The sequence below is a fragment of the Staphylococcus sp. 231237_7MaSpsaltlick genome (assembly GCF_043107035.1).
Genome location: NZ_JBICNX010000001.1, coordinates 414,699 through 430,024, shown reverse-complemented (window position 1 = coordinate 430,024; position 15,326 = coordinate 414,699). Strand labels below are relative to the sequence as shown.

Below are 15,326 nucleotides of genomic sequence, written 5' to 3'. Positions count from 1 at the left end.
GAGGGAATACATGGCAGACTACAAGATAAGTACAAGTATTGATGCTAACGTGTCGAAGTTCCGAAGTGCTTTCAATAAGGCTAAACGTATAGCTGAACAGTTTAAAGCTGCTACTGAGGGTATGGAAGATACTGACGTTGACGCTGATACTTCAAGTTTCAGGGCTAAGATGAAAGCAGCAAGAAACTCGATGAAAAGTTTCAGCCGAATGAGAGCTAAGTCAACACTAGACGTGAACAGCTCAGCAGCATCAGCTAAAATTGCAAAATTTAAAGCCATGTTGAAATCAATTCCGAACAGACATCGCACACGGCTCGATGTAAACAGTAGACCTGCACTAAGTGCTTTCAGGGCTATTACAGCAGCAACTAATAATTTCAAAAGCACATTAAGCACAATAGCAGGCAATATCCGCACAGTCGGAACTGTAGCAGGCAACGTGTTCAAAGGAATGTTCCTATCAAGTATCACAGCCTTAGTTCCTGCAATAGCGTCATTAGTTCCTGCTTTAATGGCTGTACTTAACGCAGCAGCAGCCGTAGGCGGGGGAGCAATAGGAATGGTTGGCGCGTTCGCTACAGCAGGCGCAGGCGTTGTCGGTTTCGGAGCAATGGCTATGAGTGCATTGCAAATGGTCGAGGACGGCACACTTGCAGTTACTAGCGAAGTGCAGAACTATCAATCAGCCGTACAGAGTCTTAAATCAGCATGGCAAGGCGTTATTTCTCAAAACCAATCTGAGATATTCAACACATTAGCCAATGCAGTGAACGCAGCTAAGGCCGCACTTGCAGGTTTAACACCATTCCTATCAGGTGTAGCACAAGGCATGGAAACAGCCAGTGCAGCGACACTTGATTGGGCTAAAAACTCACAAGTCGCATCTGATTTCTTTGATATGATGGGTAGCACAGGCGTGCGCATATTCAACAATATGCTAAGCGCAGCAGGCAATTTCGGCTCAGGCTTGGTCGCAGTATTAACCAATCTTGCGCCACTAACTGAATGGGTGTCTAAAGGCTTTGAGAACATGGGTAAATCGTTCAATGAGTGGGCGACAAGTGTTGAGGGCAGCACAGCCATTCAGGACTTTACAAACTTTGTAAAAACGAACTTGCCTATCATTGGCGATATATTCAGCTCAACATTTAAGGGCATATTCAACCTAATGAAAGCATTTGCGCCTAACTCACAGGTTATATTTGAGTCACTAGCTCAAATGGCCAACCGTTTCGAGCAGTGGAGCGCGACGATTGCTGAGTCAGACGGTTTCCAAAAATTTGTGCAATATGTGCAAGAAAATGGCCCTGTATTAATCAGCCTAATAGGCAATATTATTAGAGTATTAGTCAATATCGGCGTAGCGTTAGCCCCACTAGGAGCTAAAGTGCTAGAAGTCGCAAACGCATTTGCTGAGTGGTTAGCTCAATTGACAGCAACACACCCAGTCATCGGCGTATTAATCGGCGTTGTGACTTCACTTGCAGGCGCATTTATGGCATTATGGCCAGCAATTCAATTTGTGATACAGGTTATCATTCCTTTAGCGTCTCAATTTTCTAGTTTTCTAGGCATTGGCACAGTAGTTCAAGGTATGCTATCAACCCTAGCGGCTGCATTTGGCGCAGTTACAGCTCCAGTGTGGGCTATAATCGGCGTAGTAGCAGCACTTATAGGCATATTCGCAGCACTACTTACTAGCTCAGAGCAGCTAAGAGGCCAAATGATAGACGCATGGAACGCGATTAAAAATGCAGTAATGCAAGCCGTCGAGGCTATTATCCAATTTGTATCTCAACTGATTTCAAGAATACAAGAAATCGTAGCGCCACTTGTGCCAATTTTCCAACAAACTTGGCAGGATATTGTCACTGTTGTAGAGACGGCGGTAAACTTAATCGCCCCAATCGTGCAGCAAGCGTGGAATACCATTAAGGCCGCAACACAGGTTGCTTGGGAGCTTATCAAAATGGTCATAACAGTCGCAATGGAGGTTGTGGTTAGTACCATAACGGCACTACTTCAAGCCTTGTCAGGTGATTGGTCAGGCGCTTGGCAGACGATTAAATCAGCAGGCGAGAATATTTGGCAGGCCATTGTTACAGCAGCACAGAATATTTTTAATATTTTAAAAGATTGGCTTATGAATTTGTGGAACTCTATTAAGCAAAACGCTATAACAGCGTGGAACGCGCTTAAAGGGCAGGCCTCATCAATTTGGCAGAGTATCGTTTCAGGTATTCAAGCCGTAGTACAGGGGCTAGTTGGCATATTAAGCTCTATTTGGTCGGCTATCACTAGCACAGCAAGCTCTATGTGGTCAGGATTGGTCGGCATAGCGTCCTCAATTTGGGGGTCGCTAGTTAGCACGATAAGCTCAATCGTTTCAAGTATCGTAAGCGCAGTAAGTTCAGCGTGGTCGAGCATATCAAGCACGACTTCATCAATATTCAGCTCGATTGCATCTACTGTATCAAGCATTTGGTCGTCAATCGTGAGTGCGATTTCTAGCTTTATCTCAAGCATTGTCAGTACCGTGTCGAGCGGTTGGAACAGCGTAATGAGTACGATTTCATCAATTCTAAGCTCAATTGCGTCAACCGTATCAAGCATTTGGTCGTCAATCGTGAGTGCGATTTCTAGCTTTATCTCAAATATCGTTAGTACGGTATCAAGCGGCTGGAATAATGTGATGAGTACGATTTCATCAATTCTAAGCTCAATTGCATCAACCGTATCAAGCATTTGGTCGTCAATCGTTAGCACGATAAGCTCATTCATTTCAAATATTGTTAGCACAGTAACATCAGGTTGGAACAATGTTCTAAGCGCTATCACATCAGCAATGAGCGGCATTATCAGTGCAGTCACATCAGGTATGAGCAACGTAGTCAGCGCAGTCACATCAGGTGTATCAAACGCAGTGAGTGCGGCTAAGTCATTCGTTGGTGACATGGTGTCAGCAGGTGGCGACTTAATCAGAGGTATGATAAACGGTATCAAGAACATGGCAGGCTCATTAGTGAGTGCTGCTAAGGGCGTTGTATCTAACGCAGTAAACGGCGCTAAAAGCCTATTAGGCATACATTCACCCTCTAAAGTGTTCAAAGAAATCGGACAATACACTATGCAGGGTATGCAGATTGGCCTTAATGACCGAGGCAGAAAAGTTGTACGCGACACAGGCAGAATAGCTCAAGCGATGTCACAAGGTTTCAACCCTGACTTACAGGCTAGACCTGCAGTCAAAGGCATTAATCGCGAATTAAACAACTTATCTACACGCGGTCATGTTACGGCAAACCATACGACGACAGTCAAAGCCGAGCCTAGCACAATGAACTTACGCATACAGCTAGACACTGACGACGAAGTTCTGACAGCTAAGGTCAACGGCGTAAACGCACGTGACGGCGAAGTTCTATCATTCTAATAAGGAGGTGTGACCTATCGACCTAAAAATCACACGACAAAACGGCGACTCATTCACATTAGGTGAGTACGGCGTGGACGTTACTGATATTGTGATTAGTGGTGTCGAAATGGAGGAGCAAACCCGTGACATACAAGGGCTTAACGGCACTTTTGACATGGGGGCAACATACAAGGGGCGCGATATTAGCGTTCCTTTTTCATTTCAAGGTCAGAATTTGGCATCTTATCCACTATTCAGAGATTTAATATATAAATTAACGACTAAAACTGAGCCTTTTTATATTCAGGAAATGCGCAGGCCACAAGTGGCAGGCTATACATTCAAAGATGTAAAGGACTCAAACGCAGTATCAATTGGCCAGTACGGCAAAGATACCGTATTTGATGAGACGCAATCAGAGAATGAGGTCAGCACAGGCAAACGCTACCTTGTAAGGCTTTCAGGCGCTACTGAGATAGAGCAAAACAAGCATAATGCTAAAGGCAAAGGCGAGCTAGCGTTCCATACGACAGAGCTGCCATTTGCTGAAAGCATAGGCACATCAATAGACTTAGAGCGCGACGGTTTGCATTACACAAAAAACCCTATATGGTCATACGGCATGGGCTTGAATAGAGACCCTGCTACAAGACAATATACGTTCGATGTGAACACAAGCACTGAGTTCGATGTGTACAATATCGGCGATGTGCCTATAGACCAATTCAATCAGCATTTAGTTTTAAGGCTTAAGTTCAATCAAGATTTAGACGACACGATAAAATTTGGTTTTAACGACACTGACATTCATATTGACGGTGCTGCAGCTAACATCAGCGCAGGCGACACTATCACTTATGAAATGGGCGGCTATTTCAATAATGATTTAAGCATATTAAACGCAACAAATTACAAAATGCCCGATTTACAAGAGGGCTTAAACAAATTAATGTTTGACGGCACTTATGACCTGACTATCGAGGTCGAGTGTCGTTTTTACTACTTATAGGAGGTCATGACAATATGGCAAGAAAAGAAATCACCACACCATTAGACCTGAAAAACCTTGATAATCACAATTCCAACTATGATGAGCTATACGGTTTGGTTGATGAAACCGACAGACGCATCAGCGAGGACATGTGGGAAGAAATCAAAGACGCTAACACAATGAAAATGCTTGAGCCAGTACAGACGGCTGCAGACTTGCCAAGTGAGGCGGCTGACAAATCGCTCATTACAGTCCTTGACGAGCAACGTGTTTATGGCTTTGTAAATGGTGAATGGCAACCATTCAGCGAGATAGACCTAGACCCGTTCAGCCCGTTCAAAGATGAGTTATCTGAAATCGTTGCTGCTTATGAAAAGCAAATAAAAAACATCACGCAAGAGGTGCAATCTACAAAAGACTCAGCTATCGAGTCCTTAGAAAGCACACAGAGCCAATCTGAGAGCAATATTAAACAAACCGAACAAAGCGCCGTAAATTCAATTAATAAAGCACAGCAAGAGGCTGAGAGCCAAATAAGCGATAGTACGGCAGCGCTTAAAGGTAAAACGGAAGAACTGACGACATTATTTAATAACTCAATGGATAAGCTCACTAGCAAGCAAGATACAGCACTTGCTGAGGTGGATAGTGCCAAACAGGCAGCTATTGCAGCGATTGAAGATTTTCAAAATATCGACACTAGCAATTGGCAGAAATATAAACTCACTACAGACGAGGGCGCTCATGGAAAAATTTCATTAGATGAAGATTATGACAAGCTGCACGCTTTAGAGGCAGGTTTTCACTACACGACAGACACACCTATAGACCTTCCCGTATCTTCAACAGCAGGCTTTACAGAGGTTTCTACACGCAGTGAATATGATAATTTAAAACATATTAGATTTAGACCTTACAACTCAAATCAAGAGTTTGTAAAAAGATATTATAACGAGTGGAATGAATGGGAGCCTGTAGACGGAACTAATGTAGAGCTTTTCAGCGGTAGCGTTTCTAGTAAAGATGTTCCTATAGGTTTATCCGACGACCCTAGAAACTATGAGTTTATAAAAATAGAATTAAACACTATAGGCGGCGACGATACAGCTTTTGTAAGTTTTATAAAAGATTACGTTGTAATGAGAAGTTTCAACTTAGGCAATAGTGGCAGCGGGGCAACGATGATTGAGACAGATATGAGGCTTGATGCCGACGACCCTAAAATATTAAACATAACAAACAGTGTGCGCGTTGAAACAGATACCGCAACAGGTAAGGACTATGTACCCGATATATTAAGAATTGTAGGTGTTAAATAATGGAATTTGAAAACGAAGATGCAAACAGAAATGATGAACTAAAAATATATGTAAATGATAAAGACGAAATTATCGGTTATGCAATTGTAGGGGGTATTTCAGGACAAATAAGCGTTCCTTACGAGAAAGCGCCCGCAAACTTTGTTGAGGTTTTTGCTCCTAAATATTTTTTATATAAAAACGGGGAAATCTCAGAAAACCCTGATTATGAAGAACCTATAAATGAAATGTAGGGGGTGCATTACATGGCTTTAATTCTTAAAGACTTAGACGGGAAAGCCTATCCTGTAGAAACCGTTACCAATCACACAGTTAGAATGAACAGTGACGGCATGCTGACGTTCAATGTGATTGAAAACGACCAAACAGCGCATTTTATTAATGACATTTCTAAACTATGGCAAGTAGAGAACGTCACAGGCAGACCTGACGACATGGTTTATGTTGTCGTTATCGCAAACCGAAAAGCGTATAAAGATAAGCAGGTCGTGCAAATCACAGCTAAAGAGGCACAGTTCGACTATTTAGAAACACACAGGGTGTATGAGAATATCACAGGGAGCCGCACAGGCGTAGATTTCCTAAACTATATATTTGATGACACACCATACAGCTATACATTGCTAGACGGCGTATACGCTAAGGAATGGGAAAACGCAGGCGACGGGCAAAGCAAGTTTGAAATGTTCCTTAATTGGCTAGACCGTTACGGCTTTGAGTTTCAGTATGTAGCATCTTCAAAAACATTTAGGCTGGGCAAACGCATTTCGCGTCGTCCAGCTTATTACATTTCTAAGAAACTCAACGCGAATGACATCAGTTTTGAGGAGGACGCAACAAACTTTTATACCTATGTTCAAGGTTATTTTGATTATGACGGGGCTGACAACTTACATGCAGCTAACTATAAGCTGGAATATCCTCAAGGCAAGACAAGCCCGATGATTGAGCTATTCGGTATCAGAGAGGCTCCTCCCGTCACTGACGGACGTGTGACAGATAAAGACCTTATGGACGATATGATGAGGCAACAAGTTGAGCAATCACTCAAGATGAGTATTGAGCTTGATTTCGTAACGCTTGGTAAAAATTACCCGTTTGCACAACCCGAGATAGGTGACGAGATACCCGTTATTGATGAAACAATCAACTTTAATAGATTGCTGAGAATACAAGAGATTAAAACAACACGTGACGCTCACCATAAAGTTATTAAGCAGTCAATCGTGGTCGGCGACCCTAAACGTGAGACGAGATACAAGCAAGCCCAATCGGGCGCAATATCTAACATGAATGATTTGCTTGCAGGACGTACGAAAATAAAAGAGTCTGTGCTGCCTGCAGCTATCAAAGAGTCAACTCAAATGCTAATGGACACAGCAAGTGAGCTGTCATTCAGTGAACAAGGCATCATGGCCGTTGATAAAGACAACCCTAACTATGTGACGCTGCTCAACTCAAGCGGTTTAGGTGTCAGCAAGGACGGGGGCGAAACGTTCCACAATGCAATCACACGCGGTCAGATAAACGCCGATTTGATTACAGCAGGCTCCTTGAACGCTGATTACATCAGAGGCGGCACACTAGATGCAAACCTTGTCAATGTGGTCGGTGGCGACGGCGACAAATATATTTCATTAACAAACGATGAGCTAAGGCTAAATGGTACTTACACTAGAATGTGGCGAGGCGAGACGACAACTGCAAACGTATTTACAAGTATGAAAAACGGTTATTTGAGATTTAGAAATAATGATTTAAGTCGTTCTCTTTACATGTCAGAGTTCGGCATATCTACCTATGTAGACCAAACGGGCGAGTATTTAGATGCACCTGGTAACTCGTCAGGAACGATTGCTTGGTGGGATAAAACATATAGCCCTAGTGGTGCAAATGGTATCACTATCAACTCATACGGAGGCGTTGCTGCACTTACAAGTTATAAAAACAGAGTCATGGTCGCAGCGGGCGGCTCAGTCAATTTGGAAAGTACAAACTCAAACATTTATATACGTCCTGATACAAGCCAACTAGGCGAAAATTCATTCTCATTCAACATAGCAAATAATAGAAAATATAATGACGGCTATATTATGTTTGGCGACCAAGACAACGGCGTATATGCAAGTGGCTTAAGATTTAGCAGAGCTTACTCAAAACTTGAGGTCGTAGATACGAACTACAGTACAGGCGGCGGCACGACACTAGAGGCGGGCTATGGTAGTTTCAACACAGTCAGCAGACGTGACGGAAACCAATATCTGAATATCGTACACCCTCAATTACTTAAAGTCGGTAGTGACGGTAAAGACAGAGTGGCATCGGAAACGATTTACAACAGGGCTTATTCAGGCAGTGCCAACGTTTACGTTACGAGTTACGGCACGTTAGGCCGTGCTACATCAGCTAGTAAATACAAATTGAGCATAGAAAATCAATTCAAAACTGAGAGTGAGCAACTCAACCATTCTAAGAATTTATTAAATCTTGATGTCCGCCACTGGTTTGATAAAGAGGAGTCGGAAATAACGGCAAAAGAGTGCGAAGTTGAGGGCGCTTGCAGTGCTGACGCATTTAAACTAGATAGACATGTAGGCCTAATAGCCGAAGAAGTTGAAAGTGCAGGTCTCAACGAGCATGTTGTTCGTAATGAGAACGGCGAAGTTGAGGGCATTGAGTACGACAGGCTTTGGGTGCATTTAATTCCCGTTATTAAAGAACAGCAAAAACGAATTGAACAATTGGAGGCATTAGAAAATGGCAAATAATGAACAAGATATAGAAAAAGCAGTATTACAAAACAGACTATTTGAAGAAATTCAACGCTCAGTGCAGCTACAAACTGAACTAGAGGCGACTCATAGAGAATTAGAGGCGTACAAATCGCAAGTAGACCATAACGACGAGTAGCATTGGCAGGTGTAACTTTGGCAGAGGTAGAAACGAATGATATTGAGCGTCGTGTCGGTATACTGGAGGATAAAGACAGGTATAACGACAAACGTTTTCGGAAAATCGAAGATATACAAAAAGAGGACAGGCAGCATTTTCGGGACTCTATCGAGAAGATAAACGACTCGTTACGCGAAATTGAAAGAGGGCAACATTCGCAAGAACTAACAAATCAAAAAATGAATATTACACTTGATGCAGTCAACAAGGAGCGAGAAGAAAGTAAAAAGCGGTTTAGCCGTTTATCTTGGCTTATAATAAGCGGGGTTATTACGATACTTACCTCAGCAGCATGGGCGGGCTTGAGAATGTGGGCAGGCTTGTAACTCAATGCTGCACTGAGAGGAGGTGAGTATATGTTAGATATATTTAACAGTTTAGCGTTAGGCGGCGTTGATTTTTGGACGTGTTTTTGGTTTGACCATTGCGGCTAACTTTTCAGTTAGGTCATCACTTATTGTGGTGGCCTTTTTATTTTAAATTATCGGAGGTTTATATAAATGGAGCAGATTATCGCATTTGCGGGTGTGATTTCAGTTATCACAATCGCATTAGTTCAAGTATTAAAGAAATTGAATGTAGTACCTAAAAATTGGCTGCCCGTTGCAGGCATGGTTGTCGGTGTAGTCATTGGCGGTGTAACAACTTTCATTCCTGAAATAGTTTCAGAATTGTCTATTGGAGGTCGATTGTTAGCTGGTCTAATCAGTGGCTTAATGGCAACTGGTATTTGGGAAACATTCAAGAAACGTGAGGGCAAAAACGTAAATAAAATCGGAGGCGGAGGCGTTAAGTAATGGCAAGAGAATATATAGGTAAATGGAACGGCGTAGATGTATATTTCGACTTATTGCCGATTGGCACAAGACGCAGTGGGCAACAGCTCACAACAGGCACGCCTGCATTTGCAGTAGCACATGACACAGGCAACTTAAACACCACAGCACAAAACAACGTGGATTATTATAGAAATTCTTACAACATTGATTGGGCGCTTGTAGCGAGTGCGCATGTTTTCGTTGATGACAAAGAGGCAATCATTTGCATACCTGTTACAGAGAAAGCATGGCATGTGCTTTATAATGCTGTTACGGATAACAACTGGTACGGCCTAGACTCAAACGATGCCGCATTTGGCGTTGAGGGGTCGTATTTCACAGATAAAGCACGTTCTAAAAAGTCACTTGATAACTTAGCGCGTATCTTGGCTTATCTTTGCGACTACTGGAAGATAGACCACAAAACAGAGATGCCAGGCCACCAAGACATTCAAGCAGGTAAGGTTGACCCTGGCAACTTACTCGAGGCAGCAGGTTACAGCCGCAATATCAGCAATCTTGATAAGCTAGTGAACAAATACATCGGCGGTGTGCAAGAAGATGACAACATGCCCGATGAGGTCAAAGAGCCGACAAAAGAAAAACCGACGCAATCACCTCAGTCGCATGTCAATCTGAAAGAGGCTATTGAGTACATGCACAGTATGAAAGGCCAATACATTGATTTTGACGACGAGTTTGCATATCAATGTGTCGATGTTATTACTGATTTTGTACATCATGTCACAAAAGGTGTCAGATTTTGGGGCAACGCAAAAGACCTTATCAATAATGTTATGCCTAAAGGCTGGAAAGTTGTCGAGAACACGCAAAACTATATACCACCTGTAACAGCAATTGCTGTATATACAGAGGGCATCTATAGCAAATGGGGGCATACAGGCCTAGTGTGGGATAACTCAGGCGGTACTGAGACATTCACAATATTAGAGCAGAACTTTGATACTTTAGCAAACAGCCCAGCTAAGCTAAGAGTCGATGACTACTCAGGCTTAACGCACTTTATCGTCCCTGACTTTGCTGACGACAGTGTCGACCTTGCAGACATCGGCGCAGTTAAGCCTAAAGAGAAGAAATCAGGCAAAGCGTTGAAACTCAACACGATACCGCCTCAAAACCTTACATGGTCAAATCAGGCATATTTCAAAGCAGTCGCAGACAATGAGGGCGTTACAATTTGCAAGCCTAATCATAATAATGTCATGACATTGACTAGCGAAGAATACGGACAGGGTGATGTATTCTATGTTTATGAAATACGTGACGGTTGGGCGCGCGTGTACAGCCCTAGCAATAATGGTTATGTTTGGCATGAGCGTTTACGCATTACTGAGATTTACAAGCCAGCAGGTGGCGACAGCAAACACGACAAGGCTGACAAACAAGCAGTAAGTCAAAAAGAGAAATCAAAAGCAGCTAGCAAGTTAAGAGTCGGAGGTATTCCACCCGATACAATCAAATGGGGTCGTAAGGCGAAGTTCAGAGGTAAGCTCGACTATTACGGCGCGACGATTGCAAAACGTACAGGGAAGAAAAACAAATACAAATGGCATCTTACAAATGAAAGTTATGCAGCGGGCTATGATGATTTCTATATATTTGAGATATTAGACGGTTGGGCGCGCGTGTACAGCTCAAGCAATAATGGTTGGGTGTGGCATGAACGCCTAAGAGTTACAGAGATTTACTAAAGTTATAAATAAAAATTCAATACTATATTATGTTTAGGGTAGGCACTTTGGTTTGTGCTTGCCCTATTTTTTTTATGTGCATAAAGCTGCATATCAATACAATATAAGGATAAAAATTGCATATCTATTCAAATATCCTTGCGTATCCAAGTATCCTTTTTTATCAAAGTGTAAATTTTCCTGCGTATCCATAGTATCCACTTGTCACATTTTGGATACGGCAATGGATACGGCTCAATCTCAATCACACCAACACATTAAAGGGTATCGTATCCATAGTATCCATAAAAACCCTAACTGACTTTAAACAGAGTACAGGGAATAGAGGGTATATGCTATACTCCCTAACAAGCATTTTATAAAATGTTGAGCGTGTGTGAGTCGACCAAGTGGATACGCAAAGGGTTGAGCATTAGAGCCTCTAGGGCTGAGAGCCGTGTCCATAGAAAAAATGAAAGATTTTAGCATTTATGCATAAAACTTGTTGCAATATTGGTACAAATGATTTATAGTAGTAACCGTAGACGAAAACAAAGGAGCGAATAAAATGAAACTTAAAAACTTATCAAATTACACTAATCAAGAATTGCAGGACGTATTGACTCAAGTCAAAGCCTATTTACAAGTTGATGAATTTGAATTTACATTAATGACCTTAGTGAACTATCAGGAACAAACAGAGGACGGCATAACTCACTATGAGGTTTATGAGTCTACTATCATGGTAGAACAAGATACGACACTAGAAGAAATGCAGGAAATGCAAATCGGTAAAGAGCAACTTGTTAAAACATACAAAACTAAAAGAGGCTTGCTGCAAGCTATGCTGAACGACAAAGATGCAGCAGGCACTCGCTATAGAATACACACAGTATTATAAAACACAGGGGCGCACAGCCCCTACTAAATAAAAAGGAGCTAAAATAAAATGAATAATTTACAAGATATGTTTAAAGTAGCAGAGGATAAAATCGCAAAGGCACTTGATAGCTGTGGATATAACGGCGATTTCAGAACGATAGTGAAAAATATCATGGATATAGACGAAAGAGCTTTCGATATGCTTTGGGACGAGGACACAGTCAACTCAGATGAGTACGACTTAGAAGATGTCGACCTTGTAGAAGTTCACAAGAAACTAGAGAGACTACAATAAAACACATGGGGCGTTAAGCCCCTAAATACAAATTAGGAGGCAATAAAATGAATGAATTAATTAGATTAATTAAAAAGGCCGTAGCAAACCAAGACCAACAGCTGCACAATGTAACAAGAGAGGATTACAGAAACCTCAATGAACTTGAGAAAAGAGGTTATATAGTTTATAAAGATTTTAACAACGCCCCTGACATAATAGTGTTTGAAAAAGGCGAAAACTACGACCAACTTTAGGAGGGTTAAGCAATGGATAAAAAAGAACATGCAGTATTTTCAGGGCTACTTCTCAGCCTATTAGAGATTATGGAAGAGTCGAACGACCCAGCAACGAGAGACAGACTTGACGGGGAAATCAAAGAAGTAATGAAAGAGCTAAACTTAACATGGGAGGACATAGGATAATATGAAATTCTTCATCGGGTTTATTTCAGCAACAGTAATCATTGCGCTAACCTTAACAGGCATATACGCCTATAAAGAACTTAAACCAAACGAAAATGATAGCGCACAAACAAATGAACAGAACAACCAATCAAATGAAACGCCAGCACAACAAGTTGATAACGAACAGACAGCACCAGCACAGCAAGAGAATACTGAAAATGTAGGACAAACAGCACCAGCAACCATACCATCACATGAGAATGAAAATACAGAGAAACAGGACATGAAACAAGGCATGTCAGATAATCAGTATATACAGGAGCAATATAATGGATTAATAAAACATATGAAAGAGAGAGCAAGTCAAGGTGCTGACGCAGACGAGTTACACGAACTACAGTCACAACTAGATGATTATGCAACACAACATGCAGATGAACTAGACCTTGACGGAGGCTGGACACAATAATATTGACTAGGAGGTGCTGACCATGACAGATGCTAAAATCAACACAGAGGCCACTCAGCGACTCACAGAGCGCATAAATGAAGTATTAGGGTCAAATGTACCAGCAAATAGAATACAAGCTATAACAGGCCTACAGCGTTCACTTATAAGCAAGTTGAGACGTGGCGAGGTTAAACTTGAAAACGTAACATTTCAAAAAGCTATGACGCTATATGAATATTCTGATACAATTCTAAAAGAGCAATAAAAGAGCCTAACCTCAAATGAGGCTAGGCTCTTATTTTGGCGCTCCTACTTAATTAAGTTCGCCGTCATCTTCTAAACTTTCGTACCTTTCTATGAAATACTCTACACAGTTTGAGCATGTCACTTTGCTTTCAGCACCAGCAGGAACATCAACCTCGATTAAAAGTTTCCCGCATGAATGACAACGACCTTTTATATCCTCGTCGTTTACGTCAATTACATTCTCATTTGTGTAAATTAAATATTTTTCTATTTCGTTTTCCGTAAATTGTCTCATATTATCGCTCCTTGTATTTTAAACTCAATTAATAGTATAGAATATTTGCAGAAACTAAAACAGACTTGAAACACACAAAAGCGCTCAGACCATGTGTAGCAAGCAATAAAGTTGTTAGTGTTTCATAACATTGACGTCTGTGTTTGTTCCTTGGAATACGTGTGGTGTGTTTATTGCATCAACTTTAGGTGTTTCAGTGATAGAATATGCACCGTTTGCTATTTTAAATTATACTGTACCAATCATTTCGATTATATTTGGTTATATCGGTTTTAAAATTATTGGTTTAGATGAATCGGAAAGTGAACAAACAGAAGAATCAAAATCAAACGATACAAATTTAGCATAAATATAATAGAGTAATATTTGTAATATATACGAATGAGTGGGGCATCTTAGATGTTCCGCTCTGATTTTTATACTAAAAGTTTGTGAAGGACTATATAAAATATATGATTGAATTATTAGAAATTCTACGTATACTGTACAGTATTAACTATGTTTCAAATAGAGGTGTGAACATATGGATATTAAACATATGAAATATTTTGTCGAAGTCGTAGATCAAAAAGGAATGACTAACGCTTCAAAATCATTATATATAGCTCAGCCTACGATTAGTAAAGCGATAAAAGACTTAGAAAAAGAACTTAATATGACTTTTTTTGATCGTAGTAAGCGGCAACTCGTTTTAACAGATGCAGGAAAAGTATTTTACAAGAAATGTAAGGAAATATTGACGTTATATAAAGATCTACCAAAAGAAATTAATAGCTTATTAGGATTAGAAACAGGCCATATAAGTATTGGGTTATCAGCAGTAATGAACATGAATAAATTTATACATATACTAGGAGAGTTTCACCAGCAATACCCAAATGTGACCTACAATCTTGTTGAGAAAGGTGGCAAAATGATTGAGACACAATTGATCAATGATGAAATTGATATTGGCATCACGACGATACCCGTAGACCAAGATATTTTTCACTCTATACCACTTTACCAAGAAGACTTAAAATTAGTAGTGAATAAAGAGCATAGGTTAGCGAATCGTGAACAGATTAATATGGCTATGTTAAAAGATGAAGACTTTATCTTATTTAATGAAGACTTTTATTTAAATGATAAAATTATTGAAGCAGCAAAAAATGCTGGTTATGTGCCTAAAACAATATCTAAAATTTCACAGTGGAATTTTATTGAGAATTTATTAAGTGCCCACTTAGGCGTAAGCATATTACCGGAAAATATTGTGAATTTATTAGATGGCAACTTTAAAAATATTACAATTGATGACCCAGGTATGCGTTGGGAGTTAGGTGTTATTTGGAAACGGGATAAATATCTTAGTCATGCAACGAGAAAATGGATTGAGTTTATGAAAGAACGTTTATAAAGTATGACTTGTAACGGACTGCACTAGTAACAAAATCTTCATTATAAAATATATTAAGCACCCCATCATTTTAAAAGAAGTGGACGACGAAAACATTTAAGTACAGCGTGTTTTCGTTGTTCCACTCTTTTTTATTTAAAAAGATTTAACCAAGGAAGCAAATTTAAGGTCTACTAACCATGTTGC

16 protein-coding genes and 3 pseudogenes are annotated in these 15,326 nt (G+C 40.7%); 18 read left to right on the top strand and 1 reads right to left on the bottom strand.

Annotated features, from left to right (window positions below; all coding sequences use genetic code 11):
• Window positions 1-10 precede the first annotated feature (10 nt).
• The 16 genes and pseudogenes from ACF91D_RS02095 (at window position 11) to ACF91D_RS02020 (ending at window position 13,465) form a co-directional block, all read left to right on the top strand.
• Entirely contained in the window at window positions 11-3,433 is a 3,423-nt protein-coding gene (locus ACF91D_RS02095) for a phage tail protein (RefSeq protein ID WP_392436371.1), read from the top strand.
• A gap of 73 nt (window positions 3,434-3,506) precedes the next feature.
• Entirely contained in the window at window positions 3,507-4,424 is a 918-nt protein-coding gene (locus ACF91D_RS02090) for a phage tail domain-containing protein (protein WP_392436370.1), read from the top strand.
• Between the two features lie 14 nt (window positions 4,425-4,438).
• Window positions 4,439-5,725: a V-type ATP synthase subunit I domain-containing protein gene (locus ACF91D_RS02085; RefSeq protein WP_392436369.1), complete on the top strand. Its 1,287-nt coding sequence runs from the start codon at window positions 4,439-4,441 to the stop codon at window positions 5,723-5,725.
• Complete coding sequence (locus ACF91D_RS02080; RefSeq protein ID WP_392436368.1) at window positions 5,725-5,958, top strand: DUF2977 domain-containing protein; 234 nt, start codon at window positions 5,725-5,727, stop codon at window positions 5,956-5,958. Before ACF91D_RS02085 ends, ACF91D_RS02080 begins: the two co-directional genes overlap by 1 nt.
• Window positions 5,959-5,982: 24 nt before the next feature.
• Window positions 5,983-8,493 (top strand): annotated as a pseudogene (locus tag ACF91D_RS02075) (tail tube TT1 domain-containing protein); the annotation flags it as partial.
• Window positions 8,483-8,635: a hypothetical protein gene (locus tag ACF91D_RS02070; RefSeq protein ID WP_392436366.1), complete on the top strand. Its 153-nt coding sequence runs from the start codon at window positions 8,483-8,485 to the stop codon at window positions 8,633-8,635. The pseudogene ACF91D_RS02075 and the gene ACF91D_RS02070, both read left to right, overlap by 11 nt.
• A gap of 17 nt (window positions 8,636-8,652) precedes the next feature.
• Window positions 8,653-9,003: a hypothetical protein gene (locus ACF91D_RS02065; RefSeq protein ID WP_392436365.1), complete on the top strand. Its 351-nt coding sequence runs from the start codon at window positions 8,653-8,655 to the stop codon at window positions 9,001-9,003.
• 174 nt (window positions 9,004-9,177) lie between these two features.
• The gene (locus tag ACF91D_RS02060; protein ID WP_392436364.1) at window positions 9,178-9,474 is read left to right on the top strand and encodes a holin; all 297 of its coding nucleotides are present in this window, start codon (window positions 9,178-9,180) and stop codon (window positions 9,472-9,474) included.
• Window positions 9,474-9,914, top strand: a pseudogene (locus tag ACF91D_RS02055) (N-acetylmuramoyl-L-alanine amidase); the annotation flags it as partial. The gene ACF91D_RS02060 and the pseudogene ACF91D_RS02055, both read left to right, overlap by 1 nt.
• A gap of 237 nt (window positions 9,915-10,151) precedes the next feature.
• Window positions 10,152-11,207 carry a CHAP domain-containing protein gene (locus tag ACF91D_RS02050; RefSeq protein ID WP_392436470.1) on the top strand — a complete coding sequence of 352 codons (1,056 nt, stop codon included), beginning with the start codon at window positions 10,152-10,154 and terminating at the stop codon, window positions 11,205-11,207.
• 547 nt (window positions 11,208-11,754) lie between these two features.
• A complete protein-coding gene (locus ACF91D_RS02045) occupies window positions 11,755-12,087 on the top strand; it encodes a hypothetical protein (RefSeq protein WP_392436363.1) in 333 nt (110 codons plus the stop codon).
• Window positions 12,088-12,135: 48 nt separating this feature from the next.
• Window positions 12,136-12,363: a hypothetical protein gene (locus tag ACF91D_RS02040; RefSeq protein ID WP_392436362.1), complete on the top strand. Its 228-nt coding sequence runs from the start codon at window positions 12,136-12,138 to the stop codon at window positions 12,361-12,363.
• A gap of 47 nt (window positions 12,364-12,410) precedes the next feature.
• Window positions 12,411-12,599, top strand: a complete 189-nt coding sequence (locus ACF91D_RS02035) for a hypothetical protein (protein WP_358246596.1) — start codon at window positions 12,411-12,413, stop codon at window positions 12,597-12,599.
• A gap of 12 nt (window positions 12,600-12,611) precedes the next feature.
• On the top strand, window positions 12,612-12,767 hold the full coding sequence (locus ACF91D_RS02030) for a hypothetical protein (protein WP_392436361.1): 156 nt from the start codon (window positions 12,612-12,614) through the stop codon (window positions 12,765-12,767).
• A gap of 1 nt (window position 12,768) precedes the next feature.
• The gene (locus ACF91D_RS02025) at window positions 12,769-13,218 is read left to right on the top strand and encodes a hypothetical protein (protein ID WP_392436360.1); all 450 of its coding nucleotides are present in this window, start codon (window positions 12,769-12,771) and stop codon (window positions 13,216-13,218) included.
• 22 nt (window positions 13,219-13,240) lie between these two features.
• On the top strand, window positions 13,241-13,465 hold the full coding sequence (locus ACF91D_RS02020) for a hypothetical protein (protein ID WP_392436359.1): 225 nt from the start codon (window positions 13,241-13,243) through the stop codon (window positions 13,463-13,465).
• Window positions 13,466-13,513: 48 nt separating this feature from the next.
• Here ACF91D_RS02020 and ACF91D_RS02015 read toward each other — a convergent pair whose 3' ends face one another.
• Window positions 13,514-13,741, bottom strand: coding sequence for a hypothetical protein (locus ACF91D_RS02015; protein ID WP_392436358.1), 228 nt, complete (start codon window positions 13,739-13,741; stop codon window positions 13,514-13,516).
• 127 nt (window positions 13,742-13,868) lie between these two features.
• Here ACF91D_RS02015 and ACF91D_RS02010 point away from each other — a divergent pair.
• A pseudogene (locus ACF91D_RS02010) lies at window positions 13,869-14,090 on the top strand (Na+/H+ antiporter NhaC family protein); the annotation flags it as partial.
• 174 nt (window positions 14,091-14,264) lie between these two features.
• Entirely contained in the window at window positions 14,265-15,140 is an 876-nt protein-coding gene (gene cidR, locus ACF91D_RS02005) for a cidABC operon transcriptional activator CidR (RefSeq protein WP_039069292.1), read from the top strand.
• Window positions 15,141-15,326: the final 186 nt, after the last annotated feature.

What these genes read in the sequence shown, in the direction of transcription:
- ACF91D_RS02095 (WP_392436371.1), top strand. Translation starts at nt 11, where the DNA reads ATGGCAGACTACAAGATAAGTACAAGTATTGATGCTAACGTGTCGAAG.
- ACF91D_RS02085 (WP_392436369.1), top strand. Translation starts at nt 4,439, where the DNA reads ATGGCAAGAAAAGAAATCACCACACCATTAGACCTGAAAAACCTTGAT.
- ACF91D_RS02080 (WP_392436368.1), top strand. Translation starts at nt 5,725, where the DNA reads ATGGAATTTGAAAACGAAGATGCAAACAGAAATGATGAACTAAAAATA.
- ACF91D_RS02070 (WP_392436366.1), top strand. Translation starts at nt 8,483, where the DNA reads ATGGCAAATAATGAACAAGATATAGAAAAAGCAGTATTACAAAACAGA.
- ACF91D_RS02060 (WP_392436364.1), top strand. Translation starts at nt 9,178, where the DNA reads ATGGAGCAGATTATCGCATTTGCGGGTGTGATTTCAGTTATCACAATC.
- ACF91D_RS02050 (WP_392436470.1), top strand. Translation starts at nt 10,152, where the DNA reads ATGCACAGTATGAAAGGCCAATACATTGATTTTGACGACGAGTTTGCA.
- ACF91D_RS02045 (WP_392436363.1), top strand. Translation starts at nt 11,755, where the DNA reads ATGAAACTTAAAAACTTATCAAATTACACTAATCAAGAATTGCAGGAC.
- ACF91D_RS02040 (WP_392436362.1), top strand. Translation starts at nt 12,136, where the DNA reads ATGAATAATTTACAAGATATGTTTAAAGTAGCAGAGGATAAAATCGCA.
- ACF91D_RS02035 (WP_358246596.1), top strand. Translation starts at nt 12,411, where the DNA reads ATGAATGAATTAATTAGATTAATTAAAAAGGCCGTAGCAAACCAAGAC.
- ACF91D_RS02030 (WP_392436361.1), top strand. Translation starts at nt 12,612, where the DNA reads ATGGATAAAAAAGAACATGCAGTATTTTCAGGGCTACTTCTCAGCCTA.
- ACF91D_RS02025 (WP_392436360.1), top strand. Translation starts at nt 12,769, where the DNA reads ATGAAATTCTTCATCGGGTTTATTTCAGCAACAGTAATCATTGCGCTA.
- ACF91D_RS02020 (WP_392436359.1), top strand. Translation starts at nt 13,241, where the DNA reads ATGACAGATGCTAAAATCAACACAGAGGCCACTCAGCGACTCACAGAG.
- ACF91D_RS02015 (WP_392436358.1), bottom strand. Translation starts at nt 13,741, where the DNA reads ATGAGACAATTTACGGAAAACGAAATAGAAAAATATTTAATTTACACA.
- cidR (WP_039069292.1), top strand. Translation starts at nt 14,265, where the DNA reads ATGGATATTAAACATATGAAATATTTTGTCGAAGTCGTAGATCAAAAA.